This is a genomic window from Paenibacillus sp. UNC217MF (genome assembly GCF_000686865.1).
GTDB classification, from domain to species: Bacteria; Bacillota; Bacilli; order Paenibacillales; family Paenibacillaceae; genus Paenibacillus_B; species Paenibacillus_B suaedae.
The window spans coordinates 118,205-143,002 of record NZ_KK366031.1 but is presented as its reverse complement, the minus strand read 5'-3'; the positions used below and the strand labels follow the sequence as shown (position 1 = coordinate 143,002).

23 protein-coding genes and 1 other RNA gene are annotated in these 24,798 nt (G+C 45.1%); 8 read left to right on the top strand and 16 right to left on the bottom strand.

What is annotated here, in order from left to right; translation table 11 throughout:
* Nucleotides 1–78: 78 nt before the first annotated feature.
* Complete coding sequence (locus BP95_RS0129045; protein ID WP_021253217.1) at nt 79–1,386, bottom strand: DNA polymerase IV; 1,308 nt, start codon at nt 1,384–1,386, stop codon at nt 79–81.
* 289 nt (nt 1,387–1,675) lie between these two features.
* On the opposite strand from BP95_RS0129045, the gene cimA reads away from it, so the two are divergent.
* Nucleotides 1,676–3,289, top strand: coding sequence for a citramalate synthase (cimA, locus tag BP95_RS0129040; RefSeq protein WP_028533865.1), 1,614 nt, complete (start codon nt 1,676–1,678; stop codon nt 3,287–3,289).
* An 82-nt stretch (nt 3,290–3,371) separates the two neighbouring features.
* Here cimA and BP95_RS0129035 read toward each other — a convergent pair whose 3' ends face one another.
* Nucleotides 3,372–3,920, bottom strand: a complete 549-nt coding sequence (locus BP95_RS0129035; protein WP_028533864.1) for a TlpA family protein disulfide reductase — start codon at nt 3,918–3,920, stop codon at nt 3,372–3,374.
* Nucleotides 3,921–4,091: 171 nt separating this feature from the next.
* Between BP95_RS0129035 and BP95_RS0129025 the strand changes: the two genes are divergently transcribed.
* From BP95_RS0129025 to BP95_RS0129015, 3 genes are all read left to right on the top strand, one after another.
* A complete protein-coding gene (locus BP95_RS0129025; protein ID WP_028533863.1) occupies nt 4,092–5,300 on the top strand; it encodes an MFS transporter in 1,209 nt (402 codons plus the stop codon).
* A 220-nt stretch (nt 5,301–5,520) separates the two neighbouring features.
* Nucleotides 5,521–5,973, top strand: coding sequence for a helix-turn-helix domain-containing protein (locus BP95_RS0129020; RefSeq protein WP_021253221.1), 453 nt, complete (start codon nt 5,521–5,523; stop codon nt 5,971–5,973).
* 47 nt (nt 5,974–6,020) lie between these two features.
* Nucleotides 6,021–6,704 carry a zinc metallopeptidase gene (locus BP95_RS0129015; RefSeq protein ID WP_021253222.1) on the top strand — a complete coding sequence of 228 codons (684 nt, stop codon included), beginning with the start codon at nt 6,021–6,023 and terminating at the stop codon, nt 6,702–6,704.
* Between the two features lie 94 nt (nt 6,705–6,798).
* Here the strand turns inward: BP95_RS0129015 and BP95_RS0129010 are convergent, their stop codons facing one another.
* Both BP95_RS0129010 and BP95_RS0129005 read right to left on the bottom strand, forming a co-directional pair.
* Entirely contained in the window at nt 6,799–7,743 is a 945-nt protein-coding gene (locus BP95_RS0129010) for a glutamate biosynthesis transcriptional regulator GltC (RefSeq protein WP_021253223.1), read from the bottom strand.
* A gap of 117 nt (nt 7,744–7,860) precedes the next feature.
* On the bottom strand, nt 7,861–8,454 hold the full coding sequence (locus BP95_RS0129005; RefSeq protein ID WP_021253224.1) for a rhomboid family intramembrane serine protease: 594 nt from the start codon (nt 8,452–8,454) through the stop codon (nt 7,861–7,863).
* 201 nt (nt 8,455–8,655) lie between these two features.
* On the opposite strand from BP95_RS0129005, the gene tpx reads away from it, so the two are divergent.
* Nucleotides 8,656–9,174 carry a thiol peroxidase gene (tpx, locus tag BP95_RS0129000; protein ID WP_021253225.1) on the top strand — a complete coding sequence of 173 codons (519 nt, stop codon included), beginning with the start codon at nt 8,656–8,658 and terminating at the stop codon, nt 9,172–9,174.
* Between the two features lie 128 nt (nt 9,175–9,302).
* Here tpx and BP95_RS0128995 read toward each other — a convergent pair whose 3' ends face one another.
* From BP95_RS0128995 to BP95_RS31650, 3 genes are all read right to left on the bottom strand, one after another.
* Nucleotides 9,303–9,695 carry a DUF1499 domain-containing protein gene (locus BP95_RS0128995; protein WP_005546086.1) on the bottom strand — a complete coding sequence of 131 codons (393 nt, stop codon included), beginning with the start codon at nt 9,693–9,695 and terminating at the stop codon, nt 9,303–9,305.
* A 146-nt stretch (nt 9,696–9,841) separates the two neighbouring features.
* Nucleotides 9,842–10,024, bottom strand: a non-coding RNA gene (ssrS, locus tag BP95_RS32835) — 6S RNA.
* A 166-nt stretch (nt 10,025–10,190) separates the two neighbouring features.
* Nucleotides 10,191–11,012 (bottom strand): YesL family protein, encoded by an 822-nt coding sequence (locus BP95_RS31650; protein WP_051614221.1) that lies wholly within the window; start codon nt 11,010–11,012, stop codon nt 10,191–10,193.
* A gap of 170 nt (nt 11,013–11,182) precedes the next feature.
* On the opposite strand from BP95_RS31650, the gene BP95_RS32830 reads away from it, so the two are divergent.
* Entirely contained in the window at nt 11,183–11,296 is a 114-nt protein-coding gene (locus tag BP95_RS32830) for a sporulation protein YjcZ (RefSeq protein ID WP_081676828.1), read from the top strand.
* 119 nt (nt 11,297–11,415) lie between these two features.
* Here the strand turns inward: BP95_RS32830 and BP95_RS0128985 are convergent, their stop codons facing one another.
* Nucleotides 11,416–13,002, bottom strand: a complete 1,587-nt coding sequence (locus tag BP95_RS0128985; RefSeq protein WP_021253227.1) for a degradosome RNA helicase CshA — start codon at nt 13,000–13,002, stop codon at nt 11,416–11,418.
* A gap of 295 nt (nt 13,003–13,297) precedes the next feature.
* On the opposite strand from BP95_RS0128985, the gene BP95_RS0128980 reads away from it, so the two are divergent.
* Entirely contained in the window at nt 13,298–14,101 is an 804-nt protein-coding gene (locus BP95_RS0128980; RefSeq protein WP_036590722.1) for a YitT family protein, read from the top strand.
* 172 nt (nt 14,102–14,273) lie between these two features.
* Here BP95_RS0128980 and BP95_RS0128975 read toward each other — a convergent pair whose 3' ends face one another.
* The 5 genes from BP95_RS0128975 to BP95_RS0128955 form a co-directional block, all read right to left on the bottom strand.
* On the bottom strand, nt 14,274–15,218 hold the full coding sequence (locus BP95_RS0128975; RefSeq protein WP_028533861.1) for an ABC transporter ATP-binding protein: 945 nt from the start codon (nt 15,216–15,218) through the stop codon (nt 14,274–14,276).
* Between the two features lie 13 nt (nt 15,219–15,231).
* Nucleotides 15,232–16,281, bottom strand: a complete 1,050-nt coding sequence (locus tag BP95_RS0128970) for an ABC transporter ATP-binding protein (protein ID WP_021253230.1) — start codon at nt 16,279–16,281, stop codon at nt 15,232–15,234.
* A 19-nt stretch (nt 16,282–16,300) separates the two neighbouring features.
* A complete protein-coding gene (locus BP95_RS0128965) occupies nt 16,301–17,440 on the bottom strand; it encodes an ABC transporter permease (RefSeq protein ID WP_021253231.1) in 1,140 nt (379 codons plus the stop codon).
* On the bottom strand, nt 17,440–18,387 hold the full coding sequence (locus BP95_RS0128960) for an ABC transporter permease (RefSeq protein WP_021253232.1): 948 nt from the start codon (nt 18,385–18,387) through the stop codon (nt 17,440–17,442). Before BP95_RS0128960 ends, BP95_RS0128965 begins: the two co-directional genes overlap by 1 nt.
* 68 nt (nt 18,388–18,455) lie before the next feature.
* Complete coding sequence (locus tag BP95_RS0128955; RefSeq protein ID WP_028533860.1) at nt 18,456–20,240, bottom strand: peptide ABC transporter substrate-binding protein; 1,785 nt, start codon at nt 20,238–20,240, stop codon at nt 18,456–18,458.
* Nucleotides 20,241–20,736: 496 nt separating this feature from the next.
* Here BP95_RS0128955 and BP95_RS0128950 point away from each other — a divergent pair, with 496 nt between their 5' ends.
* A complete protein-coding gene (locus tag BP95_RS0128950) occupies nt 20,737–21,123 on the top strand; it encodes a DUF3899 domain-containing protein (RefSeq protein WP_021253234.1) in 387 nt (128 codons plus the stop codon).
* Nucleotides 21,124–21,253: 130 nt separating this feature from the next.
* Here BP95_RS0128950 and BP95_RS0128945 read toward each other — a convergent pair whose 3' ends face one another.
* The 3 genes from BP95_RS0128945 to BP95_RS0128935 are packed head-to-tail and all read right to left on the bottom strand — an operon-like array spanning nt 21,254 to nt 24,441.
* Nucleotides 21,254–22,522: an MFS transporter gene (locus tag BP95_RS0128945; RefSeq protein ID WP_028533859.1), complete on the bottom strand. Its 1,269-nt coding sequence runs from the start codon at nt 22,520–22,522 to the stop codon at nt 21,254–21,256.
* The gene (locus BP95_RS0128940) at nt 22,506–23,090 is read right to left on the bottom strand and encodes a flavoprotein (RefSeq protein WP_021253236.1); all 585 of its coding nucleotides are present in this window, start codon (nt 23,088–23,090) and stop codon (nt 22,506–22,508) included. The genes BP95_RS0128945 and BP95_RS0128940 overlap by 17 nt, the downstream gene beginning before the upstream one ends.
* The gene (locus BP95_RS0128935) at nt 23,074–24,441 is read right to left on the bottom strand and encodes a radical SAM/SPASM domain-containing protein (RefSeq protein ID WP_051614220.1); all 1,368 of its coding nucleotides are present in this window, start codon (nt 24,439–24,441) and stop codon (nt 23,074–23,076) included. The genes BP95_RS0128940 and BP95_RS0128935 overlap by 17 nt, the downstream gene beginning before the upstream one ends.
* Between the last annotated feature and the right edge of the window lie 357 nt (nt 24,442–24,798).

Below are 24,798 nucleotides of genomic sequence, written 5' to 3'. Positions count from 1 at the left end.
GTTCCTCCGTTATCAATATAATACAAACAAGCTTGGAATTCAAACGATTTCCAACTTTTTTAAATGATTTGGAAATTATTATTCGTCGCCTGATTCATGCAGCGTATCCGTCTGGAGTGAAGTCCCTCGTACACGATGGTTGCGAAGCAATGAGGATGGATCATCCCCTATCATTCCTAACGTAACAATCGCATTCTCTCCATATTTATCTCGAATCCGATCCATCGTCTCTATCAATTGCTCCCGCTTCGGCTGCCGCTCGAAGTCGAACAGATCCAACTGAACGGCTGCCTCTTGCTTCGGTACTAGATTTTGACCCGTAATCCCCAGCAGTCGAATAGGGCTGCCTGAAGTCCAATGTCGTTCATAGAGCTTCCATGCTTCATCCAACAAGATGTCCGCATCATCTGTCGGCCCTTGAAGCGTGCTCGACCTCGTAATCGTCTTCATTTCCGGATTACGAATCGTAAGCTGCACCGTTTGCGCCATCAACTTCTGCTTCCTGATCCGACGAGCAACTTGATCAGCCAAGTTCAGCAGAACCCTTCTTACTTCTTCCTTCGATTCCACATCCCTAGGCAAAGTGGTCGTATGACCGATCGATTTGCTCTGTTCGCGTTCCGCCTTCACCTGCCCGTCATCCAAACCATGTGCCGCCTGCTTCATCCAATGTCCCTGTATGCCAAATAAAGAAACAAGTCTCCCCTCATCAGCATGGGCAAGCTCTCCGATGGTTCGTATTCCTGCCCGTGACAGCTTATCTGCAGTCTTCCGCCCAATGCCGAACAACTCCCCGCATGGCCTGTGCCACAATTGCTGAGGTACATCTCGGATTCGAAGGATCGTTATGCCGTTTGGCTTCTTCATATCAGAGGCCATCTTCGCCAGCAGCTTATTAGGCGCGACACCTATAGAGCAAGGCAAACTTAATTCTTCCCGGATTCGTGTCTGAAGTTCATTCGCGATATCGAGCGGTGTTCCGAATATTTTGGATCCAGTAATATCCATATAACACTCATCAATCGATACCACTTCCACCAGTGGGGTATAGCTGCGTGCAATGTCTATAAAGGCTCTCGAGTACTTCCGATATAAATAAAAATCTGGACGAATGACAATCAAGTGAGGACATAGCCGCATCGCCTGCTTTACATGCATTCCTGTTCGAATACCAAGCTTACGGGCTGCATAAGAACAAGTAACAATGATCCCCTTGCGCAATTCCATACTTCCTGCAACTGCTGTTGGCTTCCCCAGATACTTCTCCGGCTCCTCTGCGGCATGTACAGAGCAATAGAAGGCATTCATATCGAGATGCAGAATGACGCGACCCTTGGTCGGATAATATTGTTGTATGTTATCACGCGAGGTTTCGTTCTCGTTCATACACTGTCCTCCTTCCTAACATATTAATGATACCTCTCATCCATAATTTAATTGTAAAATATATACAGATTCGTTAATCGATCAATTCATCTATTCGAACAATTGTTCTTCCTAATTCTTAAGCTTACCGATATCTCTGATCGGTTGCAAGCCTCATTCAAGACTCCCGTTGGAAAAAAAACAGTGATTCATTTATGAAAATACGTCTATACAAGCAAAAAAGCAGTGCTATAATAGGGAAATAGTTATTTCCATATTCATCCTTGCAAAACTGAAGGAGGTTCCGAGAATGTCGAAAGTCATTTCTATTTTTGACACTACACTTCGCGACGGCACCCAAGGCGAAGGGATTAGCTTGTCTGCAGACGATAAGATCAAGATCGCGCGCAAACTTGATGCGCTTGGCGTCACATACATTGAAGGCGGCATTCCAGGCAGCAATGGCAAGGATATAGAATTTTTCAAACGAGTAGCGGCATATTCATGGAATGCGAAGCTAACAGCATTCGGCAGCACTCGCCGCAAAGACTCAATGGCCGAACAGGATTCGAACCTTAATCGGATAATCGAAGCGAACGTTCCTGCCGCAACGCTTGTCGGGAAGTCATGGGACTTCCACGTACACACTGCGCTGCAAACTACGCTGGATGAGAACCTAGCTATGATCTATGATTCCATCGCCTATCTGAAGCGAGCAGGGCTTGAAGTCATGTTGGATGCTGAGCACTTCTTCGACGGATACAAGAACAATACAGAATATGCGCTTGCTGTACTACGCAAGGCGCAAGAAGCCGGAGTTGATTGGGTCGTTATGTGCGATACGAATGGCGGAACGCTTCCTGGCGAGATCGGCAGTATTATTCGTGACGTACACAATCACGTCCAAGTGAAGCTCGGCATTCATACTCATAATGATTGTGAGCTTGCTGTAGCGAACACACTTGCTGCGGTAGAGGCGGGTGTTACCCAAGTGCAGGGCACCATTAACGGATATGGCGAGAGATGCGGCAATGCCAATTTGTGCTCGATCATCCCAACACTTCAATTGAAGATGGGCTATTCTTGTATTGACGCAGAGCAACTACAATCGTTGACACCTGCTGCACGCTATATCAGCGAAATTGCCAACGTCACGATGCCTGTGAATCAGCCTTATGTCGGCAATGCAGCCTTCGCCCACAAGGGTGGAATCCACGTGTCCGCGATTATGAAGGATGCCCGTACCTACGAGCATATCGTGCCTGAGCTGGTTGGCAACAAGCAGCGAATTCTCGTCTCAGAACTAGCAGGGCAGAGCAATGTACTATCCAAAGCACAACAATTGGGCTATGAGCTTGACCCTACGAAGCCTGAAACGAGGGCCATTATGGAGAAAATCAAGGAGCTTGAGCATCAGGGATATCAATTCGAAGGTGCTGACGCTTCGTTGGAGCTGTTGTTGCGCCAGGCTACAGGTCAAGCCGAAGATCCATTTACATTCGAATCTTTCAAAATACTAGTTGAAAAATCTTCATTACGCTCCGTTGTATCGGAAGCGATTGTGAAGCTGCAAATTGATGACGAGTCGATCTACATGGCTGCAGAAGGCAACGGTCCTGTGAACGCTCTCGACAGCGCATTGCGCAAAGCACTGAGCCGTCACTACCCTTCCATCGCCGACATGCACCTCACCGATTACAAGGTAAGGGTGCTCGATGAGAATAATACGACGGCTGCCAAGGTACGCGTGCTTATCGAATCAACAGACTCGCGCAATACGTGGAGTACGGTTGGCGTCTCCAGCAACGTCATCGAAGCGAGCTGGGAAGCACTTATTGACAGTATTCGTTATGCACTCATCGGTCAAGAGAAAGTCGCTACATCCGCTGAACGAAAAGAACAAGTCGGACTCGTCAATCACTAATAAAATGCGATATATCCGGAATACGAAAACAGCCATAACCACTTTAACGAAGAGGTTACGGCTGTTTTCATTTTTCGTTTTTCTATTCCTCTATGACTTGTTGAATCGCTTTTTCTAATTCAGCTGGAGGTCTTATGCCATCGTAACGCTGCCGGATTACCCCATTCTTATCCAGCAATACATTGGTAGGAAATCCAATTCCGTTATACGCCTTGAAAGCTTTCCCCGCGGTATCCAAGAGCACTGGATTCGTGAATCCAAAGGCAGACACGAATTCTTTGGCTCCTTCCTCCGTATCATGAGCGGTCACATTGATCGATACCATCAACAGCTTATCCTTGTATTTATCATGCAGCTTCACTAAATCAGGTGCCTCTGCCTTGCATGGATCGCACCATGAAGCCCAGAAGTTTACAAAAATCGGCTTATCCTGCTTGCCACCAACTGTAATCGGATTCTGACCGCCAAGCACATCCAGTGATATGGACGGTGCTAACTGCCCTACTTGTCCGCCAATCTTAGTCGGTGTGTCATTCATGGAAGCGGTAGTGTCTGACTTATCGTAATTGTTCCATATCGCGATTCCAATGAGCGCAACACTCACTACAAGCAATATTAGACTTTTTTTCATTCTTGATTCTCCTTGTTCGCGTCTTGTTCCGTGTTCATATTGTACCCTTTTTCCAGCAAAAATACGATTCCCCACAATAGCTTTCTGAGCAAACTTACGTATGCCAACCTAATTATGCGGGCACAGTAACGAATAATTGAAATATGACTACTCGCGAAGGAAAGATGATATATGGCATCTCAACAATCAAGGCCATTATGGATTGAATATGCAGCGTTAGCAACTGTCCCGCTTGTTATGGTATTGGGCAATTCCATGCTCGTGCCCATTCTGCCCGAGGTGAAGCGCAATCTCGGATTAACTTCCCTGCAGACAAGCTTCATCATCACCTTGTTCTCACTGTCTGCCGCCATTATTATCCCGGTCGCTGGATACTTATCCGATCGCTATGGCCGCAAGAAGATTATCATACCTGGTCTTCTCATCTATGGGATTGCCGGGGTGTTCACCGGCCTTGGCGCGTTGTGGAACTCCTATCCACTGCTCATTAGTTCACGAGCAGTTCAAGGCTTGGGTGCAGCAGGAACTGCACCTATCGCCATGGCCCTCGTAGGGGATTTGTATAAGGATGCCGAAGAGAGCAAAGCCATGGGCTTAATTGAAGCATCGAACGGAGCTGGCAAAGTTATTAGTCCGATTCTTGGCGCTGCGCTTGCTCTCTGGACATGGACCGCTCCTTTTTTTGCATTCCCATGTTTTTGCGCGCTCTCGCTTGTGGCCATTATCTGGCTCATTAAAGAGCCCAAACGCCAAAAGGAGCCAACCCCACTCAAAACTTATTTGCATAATGTCGGCTCCATATTTAAGAAAATGGGACGATGGCTCATCCCCGCATTTTTTGCAGGGTCGCTCGCCTTATTCATTTTGTTTGGCATTTTGATTTATCTATCCGATATATTAGAGGAAAAGCCGTATTCCATCCAAGGCGTTGTGAAGGGTCTTGTACTGGCAATCCCTTTGCTTGGCATCGTAACGACTGCATTTATCACAGGCAGCGTAATCAAGAAGAACGGCATACTTATCCGGCGAATGATGATCATCGGGCTTGTTCTTATGTCTCTGTCATTGGGACTCACCATTATGTTCCATAAGCAGGTCTATTGGTTCATTGCGTTAATTACAATAAGTAGTATAGGTACTGGCATGCTGCTGCCTTGTCTCAATACGATGATTACGGGCAGCGTGGAGAAGGCTGAGCGCGGCATGATTACATCGCTATACAGCAGCCTGCGATTTTTCGGCGTAGCCCTGGGTCCTCCCCTGTTCACTTGGATGATGAGCAAGTCACTTCAGATCATTTTTATCTCGGTGACAGCTCTATCCATCATTGCCCTTGTACTCGTCTGTCTCTTTATTAAGCCGGATGCGAAGGTTCAATGATCATTCCCATCATCCCCTAAATAAGATAAGCGAAGTCTCGGAGCGGACACCATTCTATGGCCGCTCCTTTCTGCCATTTCTCGCTAAGTTGAACCCTGCTTCAGGAAAGAATGTAAATTGTCATATTAATGCCATGTTCAAACAGAAATTTTAGAACCATAACGTTTGACTGTATGGTTTGCAATCTTGTATCATAGAATGAATAAGTGAGGTGATGACGATGGGGGCTACTAACAAGTTAATACGAATCGGAGAGCTGGCACGCGCCGCGAATGTAAGTCAACGAACGATTGACTATTACACGACGATAGGCCTGATTGAACCGGTGAAGCGCACAAATACAAACTATCGTCTGTACAGTCATGAAACGATTGAACGAATCGAACGTATTAATCAATTAAAACAAGAAAAGTATAGTCTCGATGAAATCAAGCTTTACTTCTCGCAATTGAACAGCGTGACTGCAGAACGTGAATTGGAAGAACGACTTACCGAATTGCAAATCCATTTGCAAAAGCTCGAACGTGAAGCAAAAGAGCTCAGCCCAATGCTGGATAAGCTCAAACCAACACAAGCGCAGTCATTGTTCAATCGTCTCGCAGCTCAAAGCGCGGCTTGTGTAGAGGTACTGCTCACATTGATCGATAAGGGCAACAATCACTTTATGATGTAAGTTAGATTGCTGCTTGACCGTACTCTTGATGTTTAGGAGGTTTGTACATGCTATTTTTTCACCCGATGGATTTCTTGATTCTAATCGCTTTTGGGCTCTCAATTTGGGCGCAGTTCCGCGTTAAAGGAACCTTTCAACGCTTTGCTCAAGTAAGAGCAATGAGTGGTCTAACTGGTTACGAGGCAGCGCGCCGCATGCTGGACGCGAATGGCCTGCATGATGTTCCAATCGAGCCGATTCAAGGTGCGCTTACTGACCATTACGACCCGATTAACCGTGTTGTACGTTTGTCCGAACCCGTATATTATGAGAACTCAATCTCTGCAATCTCAGTAGCATGCCATGAAATCGGCCATGCGATTCAGCACCAGCAGTCCTATCCGATGCTTGTTCTGCGCCATCGCATGTTCCCATTAGTTAATTTCTCATCTGGTATTGCGCCTTTCATGTTGATCGCAGGCTTCCTCTTCCAATGGAGCAATTTGATTCTGTTAGGGATTATTTTCTTCTCTGCAGCGGTATTGTTCCAGCTTGTTACCTTGCCAGTTGAGTTCGATGCAAGCAGACGTGCACGCGATCTGATGATCGCTGAAGGATTCGTAACGAACGAAGAAGAGCGTGGCGTAGCGAAGGTTCTTAACGCAGCGGCATTAACCTACGTTGCAGCAGCTGCCATTTCTGTACTGGAACTATTGAAGTACATTATGATCTTTACAAATCGCAACGACTAATCTCGAACGTGAGCCATTGATCCAAGAATCGAAGAGCCCCATTCCTATGCGGATACGCATGGAATGGGGCTCTTCTGTATCATGACAAGCCTATTTATGATGAGCTAGCAGAAGATGAAGCCGCCGCTGTTTTAGCTAGTTGCTGTAAGTCGTGCTGAGCAAAATATTGAAGTAAAAAGGCATGGAATGTATGCGCGACAAGAGGCAATTTCTCCCCTGATCGGCGTATGATGCCTATTGTTCTCGTTACTTCCGGCTTTACAACCCGAACTCTGGCAGGCTGAAGCTCAGAAGTATGTTGAAGCGCCATGTCCGGCAATAAACTCACTCCCATACCAGCAGCGACAAGTCCCCTTATGGTTTCAGTCTCCTCACCTTCGAAGCCAATACGCGGCGTAAAGCCCGCTTCGATGCAAGCATCCCATACAATGGGACGTAGGGAATACCCTGGACTAAACAGAACAAAAGTATCTTCTTTCAGCTGCGTCAATGTGATTTCTTGTTCATTCGACAACGGGTGATTTGGCGGCAAGATTGCAAACAATTCCTCGGTCAACACAATCTCTCCGGTTACATGCTCACACTCCTTCGGGAAAGGAGAAATGAACGCGAGATCCACTTCGCCGGATACGATATCCCGGATTAGTGACGGATACATGCCTTGCTTGAAACGAAACTTTACATTCGGATGACGCTTGCGGAATTCTGCTACGATGCTAGGAATGAGATGCACACCTAGACTATGGGGGAACCCAATCCGAACTTCCCCCAACTCTGGATCCATAAACTCTTGCACTTCTTGAATCGATCGCTCAAGATCCTTCAAGATTTCCTCCGCCCGCTTGCAGAACAATTGACCAACAGGTGTTAACTGAAGGTTCCGTCCCTTCTGAAGGAACAACTTAACGCCTAGTTCTTCCTCTAGTTGATGGATTTGCCGGCTGACGGCGGATTGCGCCACATGCAGTTCTTCAGCAGCTTGCGTGACATGCTCTTTTTGCGCCACTTTCACAAAGTAGTGCAATTGCCTAAGTTCCACGACTTCTCGCTCCGTTCTGTCAATTATGCTATTTCATCAATTTCATTTTCTACCTGCAATTCAAGAGGAGTGCATCACTACCCTCTAGACAAGAACTGTATGATATGCAAGCTCTGCTCACCGGATAAGCCTTAATACACCATACACGACAAATCCAGCGGCTAAGCCACCCAAATGGGCACTCCAGCTGATGCCTTGAATGACAAAGGATTGAACAATACCAATCCCTAATATTATAAGCAATGTTCGACGGGATGCCTCATCAAGTGTCTGACGCCGGAACAGGGCAATAAACAAATAGGCTCCGTAAATGCCGTATATTGCACCTGATGCTCCAACCGCAAGTGTCCCCCATTCCGATAGCCACAGTGCAGTCGCATTTCCTAGCAATCCACTTATGACATACAGGACGGCATACTTGAACGATCCCATCATCTGTTCGAGCGGCGGTGCAAAGACAAATAAGGCGAACATATTAAACAGCAAATGCTCAAACCCACCATGCAGGAACATGGCAGCGGCAATGCGCCATGTTTCCTTATTGAACGGCTCTACCTTCCAGATTGCCCCATGTCGAAATAGATTTTCACCATTTGTACCACCACTAGCCATCAGCACGATAAACATCACGATATTGGCGATGATAAGCAGCGTTGTAATCGGGTAGCTTTTGACATAGGTGCGCCAATTCTCGTACCGAATAAAAATCATCGAGTCTCTCCTCACTTTCACCTGCCAGTTCACATTCATAGGCGTACTTACCCCAACCATGTAATCGGCTACTCGGAATCATTCTCAATCGTGTAGCGAATTCATCACGAAGCGACATTGGACAACCTTATGTGCAAACCGTATAATGGACAATAGGTTTACCAATTATGTGCATGATATGTAAGAAGGAGGCTACCAACCATGTCCGCAGAACGTACAGGTGTGGCAACATTAAAAGGAAATCCTATCACATTGATCGGCCCTGAACTTAAAGTAGGCGATAAAGCGCCTGAATTCCAATTGAATAAATCGCTTGTTGATGTAGTTGGGCTTGAACAATTCGCTGGTAAAGTAAAATTGATCAGTGTAATCCCATCCATCGATACAGGTGTATGCGATGCGCAGACGCGCCGCTTTAACGAGGAAGCTTCCAAGCTTGGCGACAAAGCCGCAATTATTACCGTGAGTGTTGACCTCCCAATGGCACAAGCTCGCTGGTGTGGAGCTGCCGGTGTGGACAATGTAGTCATGCTGTCTGACTACAAGGACAACAACTTCGGCAAATCTTACGGTGTGCTGATTAAGGAATTACACCTAGATATGCGCTCCATCTTCGTAGTGGATGCCGATAATACGATCCGTTATGTTGAATATGTTAGCGAGATGACAGAGCACCCTAGTTATGAGCAAGCATTGGCTGCTGTCCAAGCGCTTCTGTAACACCGCGACACAAATCAACTAGAGTAAAAGCGAGAGAAGAGTGAAGGCTCCTCTCTCGCTTCATGATCCTATCAACGAGTATTCATATATCGCCCTACGGCGCCCGCTACTACCTTCACTTCCGCTCATTAGCTATTCATTTTGTAAGATGCCAACTTCTTGTCCAATATGGCATACAAATCAAGAATAACACGATAGTTAGCTCCAAAATCACCAAGTCCACCGCGAGACGCGGAATAGATATCTATTGCGGTCTTGTTTGGCCCTACGTTAATGACAGATACGGTTATATCCATCGTCCGCCCCGTCATTGTTCTCTTCTCTAGCGTAATCTCGCCTACAGAAGACACCTCATGCAACACTTTGTACCCTTGAATTTTCTTTAGCGTGGATGTAACTTCTCCCCAAGCTTTCTCTCGGGACATTTGATAATAATGCGTTTTCAATTTAGGGTCCTTTGCACGATCGCCGCTCGATTCAAAACTGCGAACGATACCGACCAGTACACGTTTGAGTGACAAGAGTGTGTTCCTCCTTTTTCTAGACAGCCGATGCTCACTTATCTATAGTGTAACATTGTTCGTAAGGATACGAAAGAGGATTTACATAGAAAAAGAAAACACCTCCTCCCATGAAGTCATTCACGAAAGAAGGTGATTCGTTAGAAAGAAAACCCGCCTATGCCGTTCAGCTCCTATGCTTCTGAACCCGCTCTCGCAGGTGGGTGCTCGCATAAGTACGTTTGACTTCCCTTCGGAGAGGGCTTGCCAGCGATACTTAGATGTTGAACTCCCTAGAAACAAACATTGGTTCAAAACAACGTAAGCCTACACGTACATCGCAGGATGTATTGTTTATTATACTGTGTTGTTCACGTATTGTAAACCTTGCGCCTTGCGTATTTCTTACCACTCAGTAGCGGATAAGCTCTTAAAAAGCTACCCAAACATTCTAGTTCATCCGTTAGGATCAACATCATATCACATTTCTTCAAAGCAATGCAAGTCCTAGTTCTCTTACTGCTTGTTAGTCGTGTTCCCCGCTTGTTCTCCATCCAATTGCGCAGCCTCTGATGTCTCGCCGTTCTCTGTATCAGCCGCTTCTTCACCTTCACCTTCCTGAGCAGCCACCATGCGCTGGTACTTGTCCTGAATCTTCGTGAAGGCGTTATTGAAGTTAAAGTAAGATAAGTATGCAATAAGTGAACCTGTGAAGAAGAACAATAGAACTGGCCATTTCGTCAAGCTAAAGTATAAAATGATGCAGCTCAATACAATCGTTACGATACTGCTAACAGGAGTGAAAATCGTTAACAGCACACTGTTCTTCATAATATGTGTTGTTTTTGCTTGTAAATGTGCAACCATCGAGAAGAAGTTAAACAGTGAAACGAACAGCAATATCAGCAAACCTAGCATTGCATACCCGATAAACTGCATAGACTTCAACTCAGTCATATACACGTAATAGTCGATATACATAATAACGAACAGCAGCGTGTAGAAGATACCGCCTACCATCGCCTGCTTATAATTATCTTTGTATGATTTGAAGAAGGTACGCAGGAGCTTTACGTCCGTGTCCCCCATGATCCACTTCCGCGCAACGGAGAACATCGCAGCTGTCGCTGGGAACAATGTAAACGGTGCCACAAGTCCCATCGCCCAATTCATCGTAATGGATTCATTGATAAAGTTCTGCTGATCAACCATCAGCTTCATGAATAAAAAAATAAAAAAAGGTGACGAACAGATAAGCCACAATATGTTCGTGACCGAAAAACGCATGATCCATTCTGAAATGCGGTAAAAGCCGCCCATAATCCCTCGAAATTCCAAAGGTCATTCCCCCTCATCATCCTGTCTCTACTACTATAATACAAATTGCTACCTTAGTGCCAGTGCCTATTTTGCATCCAATTAGGTTCGTGTCTACAGCGAGAAAAGGGATTCCGCATAGGATATTAAGTGAAAACACCAAACATCGCAGTGTTAAAGGAGGTTCCCGTATGGGGCAATTAGGTTTTGGAGGAAGCTGTGGCTGTGGTTTTGGTTTTACTTCCACAGGGGTGATTCTTGTCTTGTTTATTTTGTTAGTTATTATAAGTCGATCTTTTATATAATGAACTGTTGCAGCAATTCGGATTCACGCTAATCATCCTTGACATGCAAAAGAGACCGCTCCAACTGGGGCGGTCTCTATGATCAACGGAAGACATTCATCATTCGAATGTGCCTCGTCCTACTCGTCGCGCTTATTACGGTTCTCGTCGTTGTTAAAACGTCTTGGGCGGCGATCGCCACCACCACCATTGTTGTTGCGGTCGCGGGAATCGCTGCGGCCATAACGCTCGCCACGTCCGTCGCGGTTGTACCCGCCACGGTTGCCATCACGTCCACCATCGCGTCCTCCACGAGAGTCACGTCCGCCACCGGAACGACCATTGCGGTTGTAAGGTGCAGACATCTTGCGTCCACTAGAACGAAGGTCTGGCTTGCGACGCTTCGCACGGATTGGATCTTCAGGAGTTAAGTTGATAGAAACTTCCTTCTTATCACCTGTCAGCATCTTGAATGCAGCAGACAACAATTGTACGGAGTCGTATTGCTCCAGCAATTCAATAGCAATGCCTTTGTATTCATTTAGCTCGCCATCCTTGAGCACATCAAGAATGCGATCTGCAACAATGCGCTGCTTCCCTTCTATCGCTTCTGCAAGGCTAGGAATCGGCTTGCGCGGAATGCGATGACGAGTTACACGCTCGATGAAGTGCAAATGGTCAATTTCACGAGGCGTCACGAAAGACCATGCGCTGCCTTCTTTACCAGCACGGCCCGTACGTCCGATACGGTGTACATAAGATTCTGGATCTTGCGGCAAGTCAAAGTTAATTACATGTGTTACACCAGAAACGTCCAAACCACGTGCAGCTACGTCAGTCGCAACGAGAACATCAATGCTGCCGTCACGGAACTTGCGCATAACCGTATCACGTTGGTTTTGGGATAAATCGCCATGCAAACCATCTGCTGAATAACCACGCTTCTGCAATGCTTCAGACAATTCGTCTACACGACGCTTCGTACGGCCGAATACAATCGCAAGCTCCGGGGATTCCATATCGAGCAAGCGGCTCAATGCATCAAACTTCACACGTTCAGGAACTTCAATGTATGCTTGTTCAATGAGTGGAGCACTCACATGCTTAGGCATAACCGATACATGTTCTGGCTCGCGAAGGAATTGATTAGCAAGCTTTTGGATGTTCGGTGGCATCGTTGCGGAGAAAAGCATTGTCTGGCGTTGTTCAGGTACAAGGCTCAAGATGGAAGTGATATCTTCCATGAAGCCCATATCCAGCATTTCATCTGCTTCGTCCAATACAACTGTTGCAACATCATCGAGACGAATTGTCTTACGGTTGATGTGGTCAAGCAAACGACCTGGTGTACCGATAATAATTTGTGGGTGCTTTTTCAAAGCACGAATTTGTCGGCCAATATCTTGTCCGCCATAAATCGGCAATGAACGGACGCCTTTGAAACGAGTCAGTTTGCCGATTTCATCAGCAACTTGGATCGCCAATTCGCGCGTTGGTGTCATAATCAGAGCCTTTACACGTTCTTCAGTTGGGTCAATCTTCGAGATCAACGGGATACCGAAAGCCGCCGTCTTCCCCGTACCCGTCTGCGCTTGTCCGATAAGGTCTCGTCCGGTCATCGCTACAGGTATCGCTTTCTCTTGGATTGGAGTCGATTCTTCGAACCCTAATTCCGTTATCGCTTGAAGCACTTTCGGCTCCAAGCCAAATTCTGCAAATGTCTTCAAAATATTCATACTCCTTCATTGTGGACAATCCACAGCCTTATCTGTATTCTTAAGTAGCGCGACAATGGTGACGAATGGCACTTTCAGTCAACCGTCTTCTCATATACAATGCGGAGGGACACTCTTATTGTGTAGCGTGAACTCCGCGTCAAATTCATGTACATCGTTGGTAACTAAAGCCTACTCAAGAATATCCAGAATATTATAACACAAAAATATTGAAGAATACCAGATCCGAACTAACTAATACTACGTTTTGAGGTGACATTGCTTGAAACGAATTTTTGATTTCATCATGTTAATTGCCGGGGCAGCGCTCATCGCTGCATCATTTAATTTGTTCTTAATGCCCCACCATCTGCTTAGTGGCGGCGTATCTGGATTATCGCTCGTAACGAATTACTTGACTCATTGGAATCCGAGCATTTTATATTTCGCCTATAATTTACCGCTAATCATATGGGGCTGGTTCGTGCTTGGCAAACGCTTTATTGGATATAGTTTACTAAGTGTCGTCGCGACAACTTACTTCATATCCGTCTTCCCAGTTAAAGCTGTTGCCAACGAACCGCTTTTATCTGCTGTATTTGGGGGCACACTAGTAGGTATCGGAAGCGGGATATCCCTACGTGTAGGCGGCTCATCAGGTGGATTTGACATTATCGGTTCAATTGTAACCAGATATCGCGATTTCTCAATCTCGAACATTCTGGTTGGAATGAACGCGACTGTTATTGTAACCCATGGATATTTATCGAACGAGTGGGAACTGGCGCTTTACTCCATGGTCTCCATTTTTACGACCGGCAAAGTAATCGGCACCATCTATATTAACCACTACAAGGTAACGGTGTTCATTATTACGAGGAACAAGGAAGCACTTATTAACAAGCTGCTGGTCTTGCCGCATGGAGTTACCGTTATAAAAACCACAGGTGCATTTACCGATATTGAGAAAGACATGTTGATGACCGTTACTACACGTTATGAATTGACCGAATTAAAACGTGTTATTCGTGAAAATGACCCTAAAGCTTTTGTAAATATTGTGGAGACTGCTGGTGTCATCGGGAATTTCCGAAGGCCGAAAAATAGGTAAGCCGCTCGGTTGCCAGACGTACATATGAATCGTTGTCAGCGATATAAGAAAGCCCGTCCATTTACTTGGACGGGCTTTCTTATGCGAATAAAATTTATAATTACATCGGAATGACTCGGATGCTCTACGCTGGATGTGGACATACTATGCGAAAATGCGCATCGTTTATTGATTATAGAGTCATCTCTTGCTTATACTTCTCGACTTCAGATGGAGAAGCGAACACATAATGCCCCGGCTTTATTTCAACTAAGCTTGGACTCTCCACATCATAGTTATGAATACTCGGACTATAATATATGCGTTGGCGATTCCGCTCGTAGTGCGGATCTGGATGAGGAATGGCTGAGAGCAGGGATTTCGTATACGGGTGAATTGGTTGCCGATATAGATCATCAGCCTTGGCTAATTCCACAATCTTCCCATTATACATGACGCCAATCCGATCTGAGAAGTATTTAACGACAGACAGGTCATGGGCAATAAACAAAATGGTAAGCCCAAGCTTCTTCCGAAGCCGATTGAGCAAATTCAATACCTGCGCCTGAATCGATACATCAAGCGCAGATATCGGTTCATCCGCAATAACAAGATCGGGACTCGTAATTAAAGCTCTCGCAATTCCAATCCGCTGTCTCTGCCCTCCTGAGAATTCATGCGGATAACGACTCGCGTGTTCCCGGGTTAACCCAACGGTCTCCAAGATTTCATAGACCATATCCATGCTTTCCTGCTCACTACGGCAAAGCTTATTAATTTTCAAGCCCTCCGCAATTATTTCCTTCACGGTCATACGAGGATTCAGTGATGCGATTGGATCCTGAAAGATCATTTGCATGCCGCGCGTCACTTCTTTTTTAATTTCCTTGGTCAATGCCCCTGAAATGAGTGTTCCATTAAAATAAATTTCTCCATCCGTAGGCTCATACAGACGGATAATCGTTCTGCCCGTTGTCGTCTTGCCGCAGCCAGATTCACCTACAAGCCCAAACGTTTCGCCGCGATACACTGTAAAACTAATGTCATCGACCGCTTTGACCACTGTTTTTTTTCTACCAAAGCCGCTGCTGAAATATTGCTTTAAATGCTTAACTTCCAGCACCGGATCGCGAGTGATTACATTCGTCACCTTATCGCACCAGCCTTCCCGTTTGCTGCTCAATTCGTCTCTTCAATATATCCGGGAGCTCCACCTTCGGCGCATTCGGATGGAGAAGCCACGTCGCGGCGTAATGCGTGTCGCTTATTCTGTACATCGGCGGCTCTTCCTCGAAGTCAATATGCATCGCATATCGGTTGCGTGGAGCAAAAGCATCTCCTTTGGGCGGATGCAGCATATTGGGAGGCGTTCCTGGTATGACTAGCAATTCATCGGATGAGCTCGTGCCCAGATCAGGCATGGACACAAGCAAGCTCCAAGTATAAGGATGCTTCGGATTGTAGAAAATCTCGTCCACCGTTCCATGCTCGACGACTTTGCCCGCATACATCACGGCCACGCGATCCGCGACGTTAGCCACCACCCCAAGATCATGCGTAATGAATATGACGGACAACTGCCGTTCCTTCTGGATTTCCTTAATAAGATCGAGGATTTGCGCCTGAATCGTTACATCAAGCGCCGTCGTCGGCTCGTCACATATCAGTACCTCCGGATCGCATGCAAGAGCAATAGCAATGACGATACGCTGACGCATTCCGCCGGAGAACTGGAACGGATATTGATCGAATCGTTTCTCCGCATTCGGAATGCCTACAGCCTCCATCAGTTCCAGCGCCTTGGCTTTGGCATCCGCTTTGCTTAGCTGCTGTGAACGAAGCGCCTCCATAATCTGTTTGCCAATCTTCATTACCGGATTTAGAGACGAAAGAGGATCCTGAAAGATCATCGCGATTTTAGAGCCCCGGATTTCAGTATATTGCTTCTCTGTATACTTCGTCAGATCTTGTCCTCTATATATAATGCTGCCGCGTTCGATAACGGCATTTTTCGATAATATCCCGACAATGGCCTTGTTCGTCACCGATTTTCCCGAGCCGGACTCGCCTACGATTGCCAGCGTCTCGCCTTTATGCAATTCAAAATCGACCCCGCGCACGGCCTGGACCTTTCCTGCAAACGTTTTGAACGAGATTTGCAGATCATTTACTTGAAGAATCATATCGTTATGTGTCGTCATCCTAGCTCCCCCCGCGCTATTATTCTTGGCCTCTCAAAGTTGGATCGAATGCATCCCGCAAACCGTTGCCGAACATATTGAACGACAACATCAACATCGAAATTACAATTGCAGGAAATAGCGTCAAGTGAGGATGTTCGAGCAACACCTTCTGACCTTCCGAAAGCAAGACGCCGATGGAAGGATCAGGAGCAGCGATGCCGAGTCCTAAATATGAGAGGAAAGCTTCCGTAAAAATAGCACCTGGAATCGCGAGCGTCGCTTGTGTAATGATCGGGCCGATCGCATTTGGCATAATATGTCTGAAAATCAATAGACGATCACGCGCCCCCATCGTACGGGAAGCCAATACATATTCCTGACCTTTATATTTATAGAACTGCGCCCGAATCATGCGGCTCATGCCAATCCAGCCTGTAATCACCATCGCTAATATAATCGGCACTATACCTGCACCCATAAGCATAACAAACAGAATTACGACGACTAAGCTAGGGATTCCACTCAAAATCTCAATAATCCGCTGCATGATCATATCGACCGCTCCGCCATAATATCCGGAGATTGAACCATATGTAATGCCGATCAGCATATTAATGAGGACGGCTAAAAATCCGATTAAGAGCGATATCCGGGTACCTGTCCATAATCGTGTCCATTGATCGCGCCCTAATGCATCAGTACCCATCCAGAAATATTTGTCCTTTGCCCCTTTCAACTGATAGACGTCTACTTTTGCCTGTACCATCGGAATTTTATTACCACGATAATCAAGCTCGTATTCTTTAAACACTTTCACAATCGAGCCTTTATATTTTTCTTCCATGCTTGTTTTTTTCACATCCATGACTTTCGTTCCATCCCATATCCCCAGCTTCTCTAGCACCGGGACACGCGGGGGCAGTAAGCTCCAATCAATATGTTGTTCCCTATAGGAATAAGAGCTGATCATTGGAGCAATGATCGCCAGTAGAACGATAATGCCAATCACAATTGCCGCGATGGTGGAAGCCTTGCTCCGGCGGAATCGCAGCATCGCATCCTGTAGAAATCCAATCGCCTTGCCTTCAAATTTTTCATCAGCGATAGGCTTGTCCCGTTGTACGAATTCGAATGGGTTCCGCTCCTTGTTGTGCTCCGTATTCTGGCTCGTCTTCATTACTTCTTCCCTCCCATTCGAATTCGCGGGTCAATAATGCCATATGACAAATCTACGACTAGAATACCGATAAGAGCAATTAAAGAATAGAAAAACATGACGGCAATCGTCAGTGGATGATCCAATGAATTGATGGAATTTACAGATAAAGAGCCAATACCTGGCACGCTGAAAATATTCTCAATTACGATTGCTCCCGACAATATGGAGAAAAACATAGGAATAATAATATTCGACAGCGGAATGAACGAGTTGCGTATCGCGTGACGTACGGTAGCCTGCATATGCGATAAACCCTTCATTCTTGCCAGCAGCATATAATCTGAATTAATTGTTTCACATAATTCGGCACGCAAATACCTTGCAATGACGGCAATCTCTCCAAACGATAATGCCAGTACCGGCAAGATCATGGATTTGAACTTATCCCAGGTGATCCCTTGATCCGTTGAGAGCAGAATCGGCAGCAGCTCCAACTTAAAAGCCACCACATATTGGAGCAGAGCGGCAAATACAAAGGAAGGAACGGATATGAACAGAACAACCATTAAGTTAATCCCATGGTCGGTCATCGTATTCTTCTTCAATGCCGCTATGATTCCGCACATAATGCCTATTGGCAGCGTAAAAATAAGAGCCAAAATATTTAACTGGATCGTGATCGGAAGTTTCTCCTTAATAATATTAAATACCGGAACCTTCGGCTGGACTTTAAGCGAATCTCCGAAATTGAAAGTAAGGAAATCCCCCAGGAAATATACGTATTGAACAATGAGCGGCTTATCCAAATGATATTTGGCTTCCACCCGTTCCCGAATGTCCTTAGGCAATAACGGATCGTCTACGATGCTACCGGGCATAGCATGAATTAGAAAGAATAGCAGGCTAATGATAAGAAATAGGGTAATAGCCATGGCAATGAGTCTTTGCGATATGTATCGTAACATAAGCCTGGAACTCCTTTTCCGCAAGGTAGGAGACCTTGCGCAACCGCAAGGCCTCCTCTGTTCTGGTATTAGTCGACAATGTCAGCTTGAAGTATAGCAAAACCGACTTCTGGGAAGTACTTCCCTTTTGTAGCCAAATGAACTCGATCTAGGAAGATCCTAGCATTATTGTTTTGGAAGAGCGGAATTTGCGGCACATAATCGGCTATCATCTTCTCCATCTCCCCTAATGCCTTCAAACGTTCCTCTGGCTTCAAAAGCAAATCACCTGTCGTAGTCCGCTTCTGCAGCGCGTCGAAAGCGTCGCTGGAAAAGCGATGGTTGCGGTTCGGGAAGTCCTTCGTCCATACCTTCATGCTGCCCCATGGATTGAACGGGTTTTGTGTCATGGAGCCGATACCCAATTCGTACTTTCCTTCTTTGTAAGCGTCGTAAGCTGATCTCGGTGGCATTCCTCTAAGCTTAACGGTCAGCTTATCCTTGCCGAACAGGTTCTCGTACGCTTCTTGCGTTACTTCGGCTGTGCGCTTCATTTCTTCCTGCGCATCGAAGTAAGTAATTTCAATCGTGATTTTTTTGCCGCCGTTCGCCTGATAGGCCTTTTCGAAATACTCCTTCGCCTTATCCGGATCATAGCCCGTTCCTGGGACTACGGCTAACTTCGCTTCTTCGGAATCACGATAACGCTTGCCCTCTGTATAGTCTCCTACGATACATATCGTGGAGATATAATATGGAGCCGGTTTGAACGTTTTAAAAATCCCTTTTGCAATTTTATCGCGATCGATCCCATAATACAGCGCTTTGCGGAAATCGTTGTTTTTCAAAATCGGGTTGCTGTCCGATTCCGAGTTTACGTAGAAGCCCCATACTCCATTAGCTTCTGTATAGGCGACCCGAGGATCCTCACCATATTTATCGAATTGTTCGCCGCTAATAGAAACGAAGTCTATTTCCCCTTTTTCCCACAATTGAACGCGTGTTGAGCTTTCCGTGACAACACGGGTTTCGATGCGGTCAGGCTTATAAATTGCCGCTAATGGCGAATCCGGGTTCTTTTCAAACGTATGATGCTGGTCGCGCACCCACTCCGTTAATCGATACGTTCCAGAAGAAGGAACCTGTTCTACCGTTGTTCCGTAAGTCGTTTCCGTTCGATCAGCCTTCATGCCGCCCTCATAGAGCTTTTCGTTAACGGGAGACGTCGCCCCGCCGTTCGCAAAGGCGCCGTAGATATCAATTTCCGGCATTTTCGATTCTAACGTAATTTCCAGCGTAGTATCATCTTTGACCTTAATTCCGACATCTTCCCATTTTGCTTCGCCCTTAAAATATTTGTTAGCGTTTACAATAGGAATATCGTCAAATAATATGTAAGAGTTCTTATTGGCCAGCTTTGGATCAAGCAGCATTTTATAGGAATATTCATAAGTTTTCGCATTAATCGGCGTGCCGTCCGTCCACTTCAATCCATCCTTCAGCTTGAACGTCCATACTGTATTATCTGTTGAAGTAGGCAGATCAACCGCATGATTACCGACAAATTTTATATTGTCTGAAGGCTCGTCATAAATGATTTCCAATAAGTTCCCGTAAATATATTTCATCATATCTGCGGTTTCGGCACTGTTGTACGTATGCTGATTGAACGTATCCGCAGACATCGTAGAAAGCCGTAATACCTTCGGCTTATCGCTCGCTGCGCCTCTCTGCTCGGTCGTAACCTTACCTTCATTCTCTTTACTTCCCTGACTCTCTTGTCCGGCATTCCCGCTCCCGCTCGTGCAACCCGCGAACGTAAGCATCATCATGATAGCCAAAACAACCAAGAACGGTTTTTTTGGCAGCTTCATACAATCCCCTCCTGATTTTCTCATTTTTTTCAATTCATTATGTAAAATATGTGGGTAACAAAGGAAATAGAATGTTGGGTCGATTATGCCAACAAAATTGACACCTTGTGAAATAATGTGCCTTTGGATTGGATGGATGCGTTCACATTGTTGTAGGTTTGATATTAGACTGAGAGCCGATTCATTGAGGAAGATCATTACTTGTCGGTTGCTATATATGCGTATATACCACGAATCGACAACGATCTAATGCATACTTGTGAGGTAAATTATGGTACAGTTTTTTATAAATCTATCAAACTAAATACCCATAGTCAACAGTTAAATCACAGAATATTCCTTAGAATACTGGAATAAATGGAGAAATAGGAGGATTAATGATGGATTATGGCGAATATTTCCTAGTCATCAGATCAAAATATCTTCTCACTCGTCACATCCGAATCCTCCAACACATCTAGATACGAGCGAGTTTAAAGGGAAAGGATTTTTCGCCATGAAACGACTGCTGCTTGTTGTAACCCTCTTATTTGCCGTTGGTTATTCCATCTTAAACGGTCATAATTCCCTGCTTATAAATCTGTCGAATTCCTTCTTCATTATCGGTCTTATCTACCTATTGATCGCCTTGCTTGCTTACGTGCGGAACATCGGCTTTTTTAAATCATTGAGTTATCACCTCCATCGTAAGGAGAAGGAACAAGAACAGGCGGTTCATTACGATTCCAGTGACATATCGTCGTCTGGGCAGCCCAAAAAGAGAATGGCTCTGCATGAATATGCTGAATTGATTCACACAAACCAATGGTCAAGCAAAATATTATATTTGTATTCGATTCCGCTGCTGCTGTGCTCCTGCATATTGGCAATGTTCGCAGCATAAACAATACGCGTTCCATAACAGAACGGGGATTAATCAAACGCTATTCAATGTTTAAAACGTTCATTTCCATGTAATCACAAAGTATTAACCCGTCCAGCAAGGACGGGTCTAATCCTTCATCTCTTTTTGACTAATTGGACAAGGTCTGCTGTTGTACATGTTCCTGCTCGCTTGTCTCCGAATCTGTATAGCTTAATTGACGCAATGCTGGCCGCGTCATGGCACCAAATACAATGACTAACAAAAATATCCCAAAAATACGCACAACAAACTGGATACCTATCCCAGCATGCAGCAAATAAGCAACGAATGCGTAAGAAAGCGGTGTTAATCCGGTTACAATCGATATGAAAATACTCATTACTTTCCCTATCATATGATGGGGAGTGCTTGAATGAATGTACGTGAACAATGGGATATTCATAACCTGAATCAATACTCCAATCGTGAACAATACAAGCATAGACACGACTAAATGATGCACATATCCGAGTGACGTGTAAGCAATAACGATTAGAAACAACGAGCATAAAATAACAATTCCCGGTCTTGCGAAAGACTTTCGCAGCGATACAACAATGGATCCCAATATAAATCCGACTCCCAGCGAGACCTCTAACAGGGCTAACACAACTGCGTTCCCCTTGAAAATATCCTTAGCCAAAATCGGAAGCATTACCCCCATTGGACCAGTCACAAAAAAATTCATGATGAATCCAATTGCCATTAACGTGGGTAATGCGCAATGTGTACGAATATATTCGAAGGAGGAAGTCAATTCCCTCCACTTTGATTTCCTCGGTGTACTTGAATCATGCGATTGAATCCGAATAAAGGATATAAGCGTAGTCGAAATAATGATAGAAATAAGACTAAATAGAAAGACACCGGAAAAGCCTATTGTAATAATAAACGTGCTGCTGATTAAGGGACCTATGATTAAACTGTACTGATTAGCCATACGAAGCAGCGCGTTGCCTCTCTGGTAAGCCTTCTTATCAATGATTGACGTAATAACAGAGTCATAGGCCGGGCCAGCAAATGCATCCAGCACACCGAACAAGAAGGAGACGATGATAAGGAATAACGGGGTGATCATATCCAGCCAGTACATCGTCAGCAGTACCCCGATCGAGAGCACCTTCATCCATTGCGATGAGAGGATAATGATCTTTCGATTGACGCGATCTGCGATTACTCCGCCGTATATCATGAACAGCAGTCTCGCACCGGAAGAGGAGAAAAGGATCAAACCCAAATAACTGCGCGAGTCAAATAAGGTCACTGTCAGCCATTCGACAGCAACAATGTAAATATAATACCCAGGACTAACTAGAATTGCGGCGGTCAGCAGCAGCATGTAGTTCCTGTTGCTACGGAGATTAGTTGTTGTATTCATAGGCAGGCTCATTCATTCTGGATTCTTCATGCAAGATCAACTGAATCAACTCTTCCGGTTGCGGAAGAGCGGCATCTGAACCGGTATAGGTTCCGCTTGAAGCTTTATATCCCTCTGCCTGTACATTAACGAACAGATGTCCATCCGTCTTGAGGATTTCCACGTTCCGCTGCACGCTCGGCTGATTCCACATGGTGTTATTCATATTCGGGGCGATGTATATCGGGTTCGTATAGTTCAATACGCAGCAGCTTAACAGATCGTCTGCCATCCCGTGCGCCATCTTGGCCAAGAAGTCCGCAGATGCGGGAAGTATGAGGAAGATGTCGGCATCCTGAACAGCGTTGACATGCGGAGCTTTGAGATTTGTCGTAAATAGATCATCATAGACATGATCGCACAAATTGGCTAGTGCAAGCGTAGACACGAACTGCTTGGCATTATCGGTAACCACAATATCCAATTGACACTGAAAGCGGCCTTTAAGCGCGAAAATATAGTTATGTACGTTCAAGGCGCCAATTGTACCTGTAATCCCTATTAAGATTTTGTTATACGCTCGGCTCATAAGCATAATCCTCATTTACTAATGTAATGTACTTCTTAATACTCTTCTTGACTGGAGGACATGGTGTTGCGCCAGTCTCAATTCGTTCGAGCGGGCATGCATTCCCCTGGCATGATGGTCTGAAGAAGCATTTGGTACAAGATGTATCCTCATTGACTCCGCCTGTAACCCACAAGCTCCATTTCTCTTGATCAATGACCATATCCCCATTTTCAAGAATATCGCCTACATGATTCATTGGATTATTGAATGCAACTGTGCATTTGTAGATCATCCCGTCAGACCCGATTACACATGAGGATGGACTGGAGGCATAGCATTCAGAACCTCCTGGGCGCAAGTATTGCTTGTAGAAATCGAAATTAAATCCTTTTTCTTTCGCTTTCTCATAGAACGGAAACAGCATTTTCGTATCGCATAAATGGATGTCAGCTGTCTGTTCCCCTTTCAAATTCTGTATCGGCACGAAATGCAGCATGAAACGGGGATCGTCAACAAATGCACTGCTGACTAACGAAATATAGTTATCCATCACAGTCGACACTTCTTGATTGATATTGGAACGCAGTACAACATTGAATGGTCTATCGCTTTGCTTCATCTTCAATAAATTAGAGAAGATCGTATCAAATGTCTTCTCTCCGAATCGGCCAACTCGATAACTGTCATGCGTTTCCGCAGTCCCATCCAATGTGATTTGAAAGCTTCTCACATTCATCTCTAGCAGTTCCTCGAAAGTCTCACTATTAAGCAAATAGCCATTCGTTGTGATATTGGCGTGATATTGCACGTTGTATTTGGCGCAAATCTCCTTAATTGGAGCAGACATACGCTTTATGACATCGAATGATTTGAGCGGCTCCCCGCCAAACCAGCTAATGAGCAGCCGGCTATAATTTTTTACGTTTCTCTCCAAAAAGTTCAATATTCCTTGCTGCACTGATTCCTTCATTTCGGACTTCAGAAAGTCTTCATAACAGTAAGTACAACGGAAGTTGCAATCCTCATTTGGCAGTATTATTAACTGCAGCATACGGTTCTCAGCTAACATATTGTACTTTTGCGCAGTTGCCAGCTGAAATTCATTCACTCGATTCTTAACTAAGAAACCTTTATTTTGTAAATGTTGAATTAACCCACTGCGAACCTCATCTTGCGACTCTACTGCCTCAAGCTCCCTGACTTTCAACAGCTCTTCTACGATCTCTGCCTCTTCACCAGTGAACTTACTTATTTTCCCGGTATATGAATTATATAATCGCAAATATTCGCCGTCTGCGACACGTACATTGAAACGAGATGCCTTGAGCGTGCTGCTGTCCTGGATCGTTATATCTCCTCTTAATACCAATTGAATCCCTCCGCAGCTATTTAAAATACCTACCAAATTGAGAATTATGTACTCGCTCAGCATTGCTGCTGCTATTGCTATATGGATAACTGTCCTGCTCATTAGTGCAAGTAGAATCAGTAGAATAACCTCGGTTTAAATAGATGTAAACGATTACAAAATAGGCTGGAGCCTATTTTGTAATCGTTTGGGATAAGTGCTTAACAGAAAATGTTGATTGTCTTGGATCCGCCTTCTTCGCCTTCTTTTTCAACTGAAAATGCCATTTGATTCACCTCCATAATTTGGTTTGTTTGCCACTTGCAAGTTCAGAATAATTCCATTTTATACTAAAGTCAACTCTTTTCTTGAAATTTT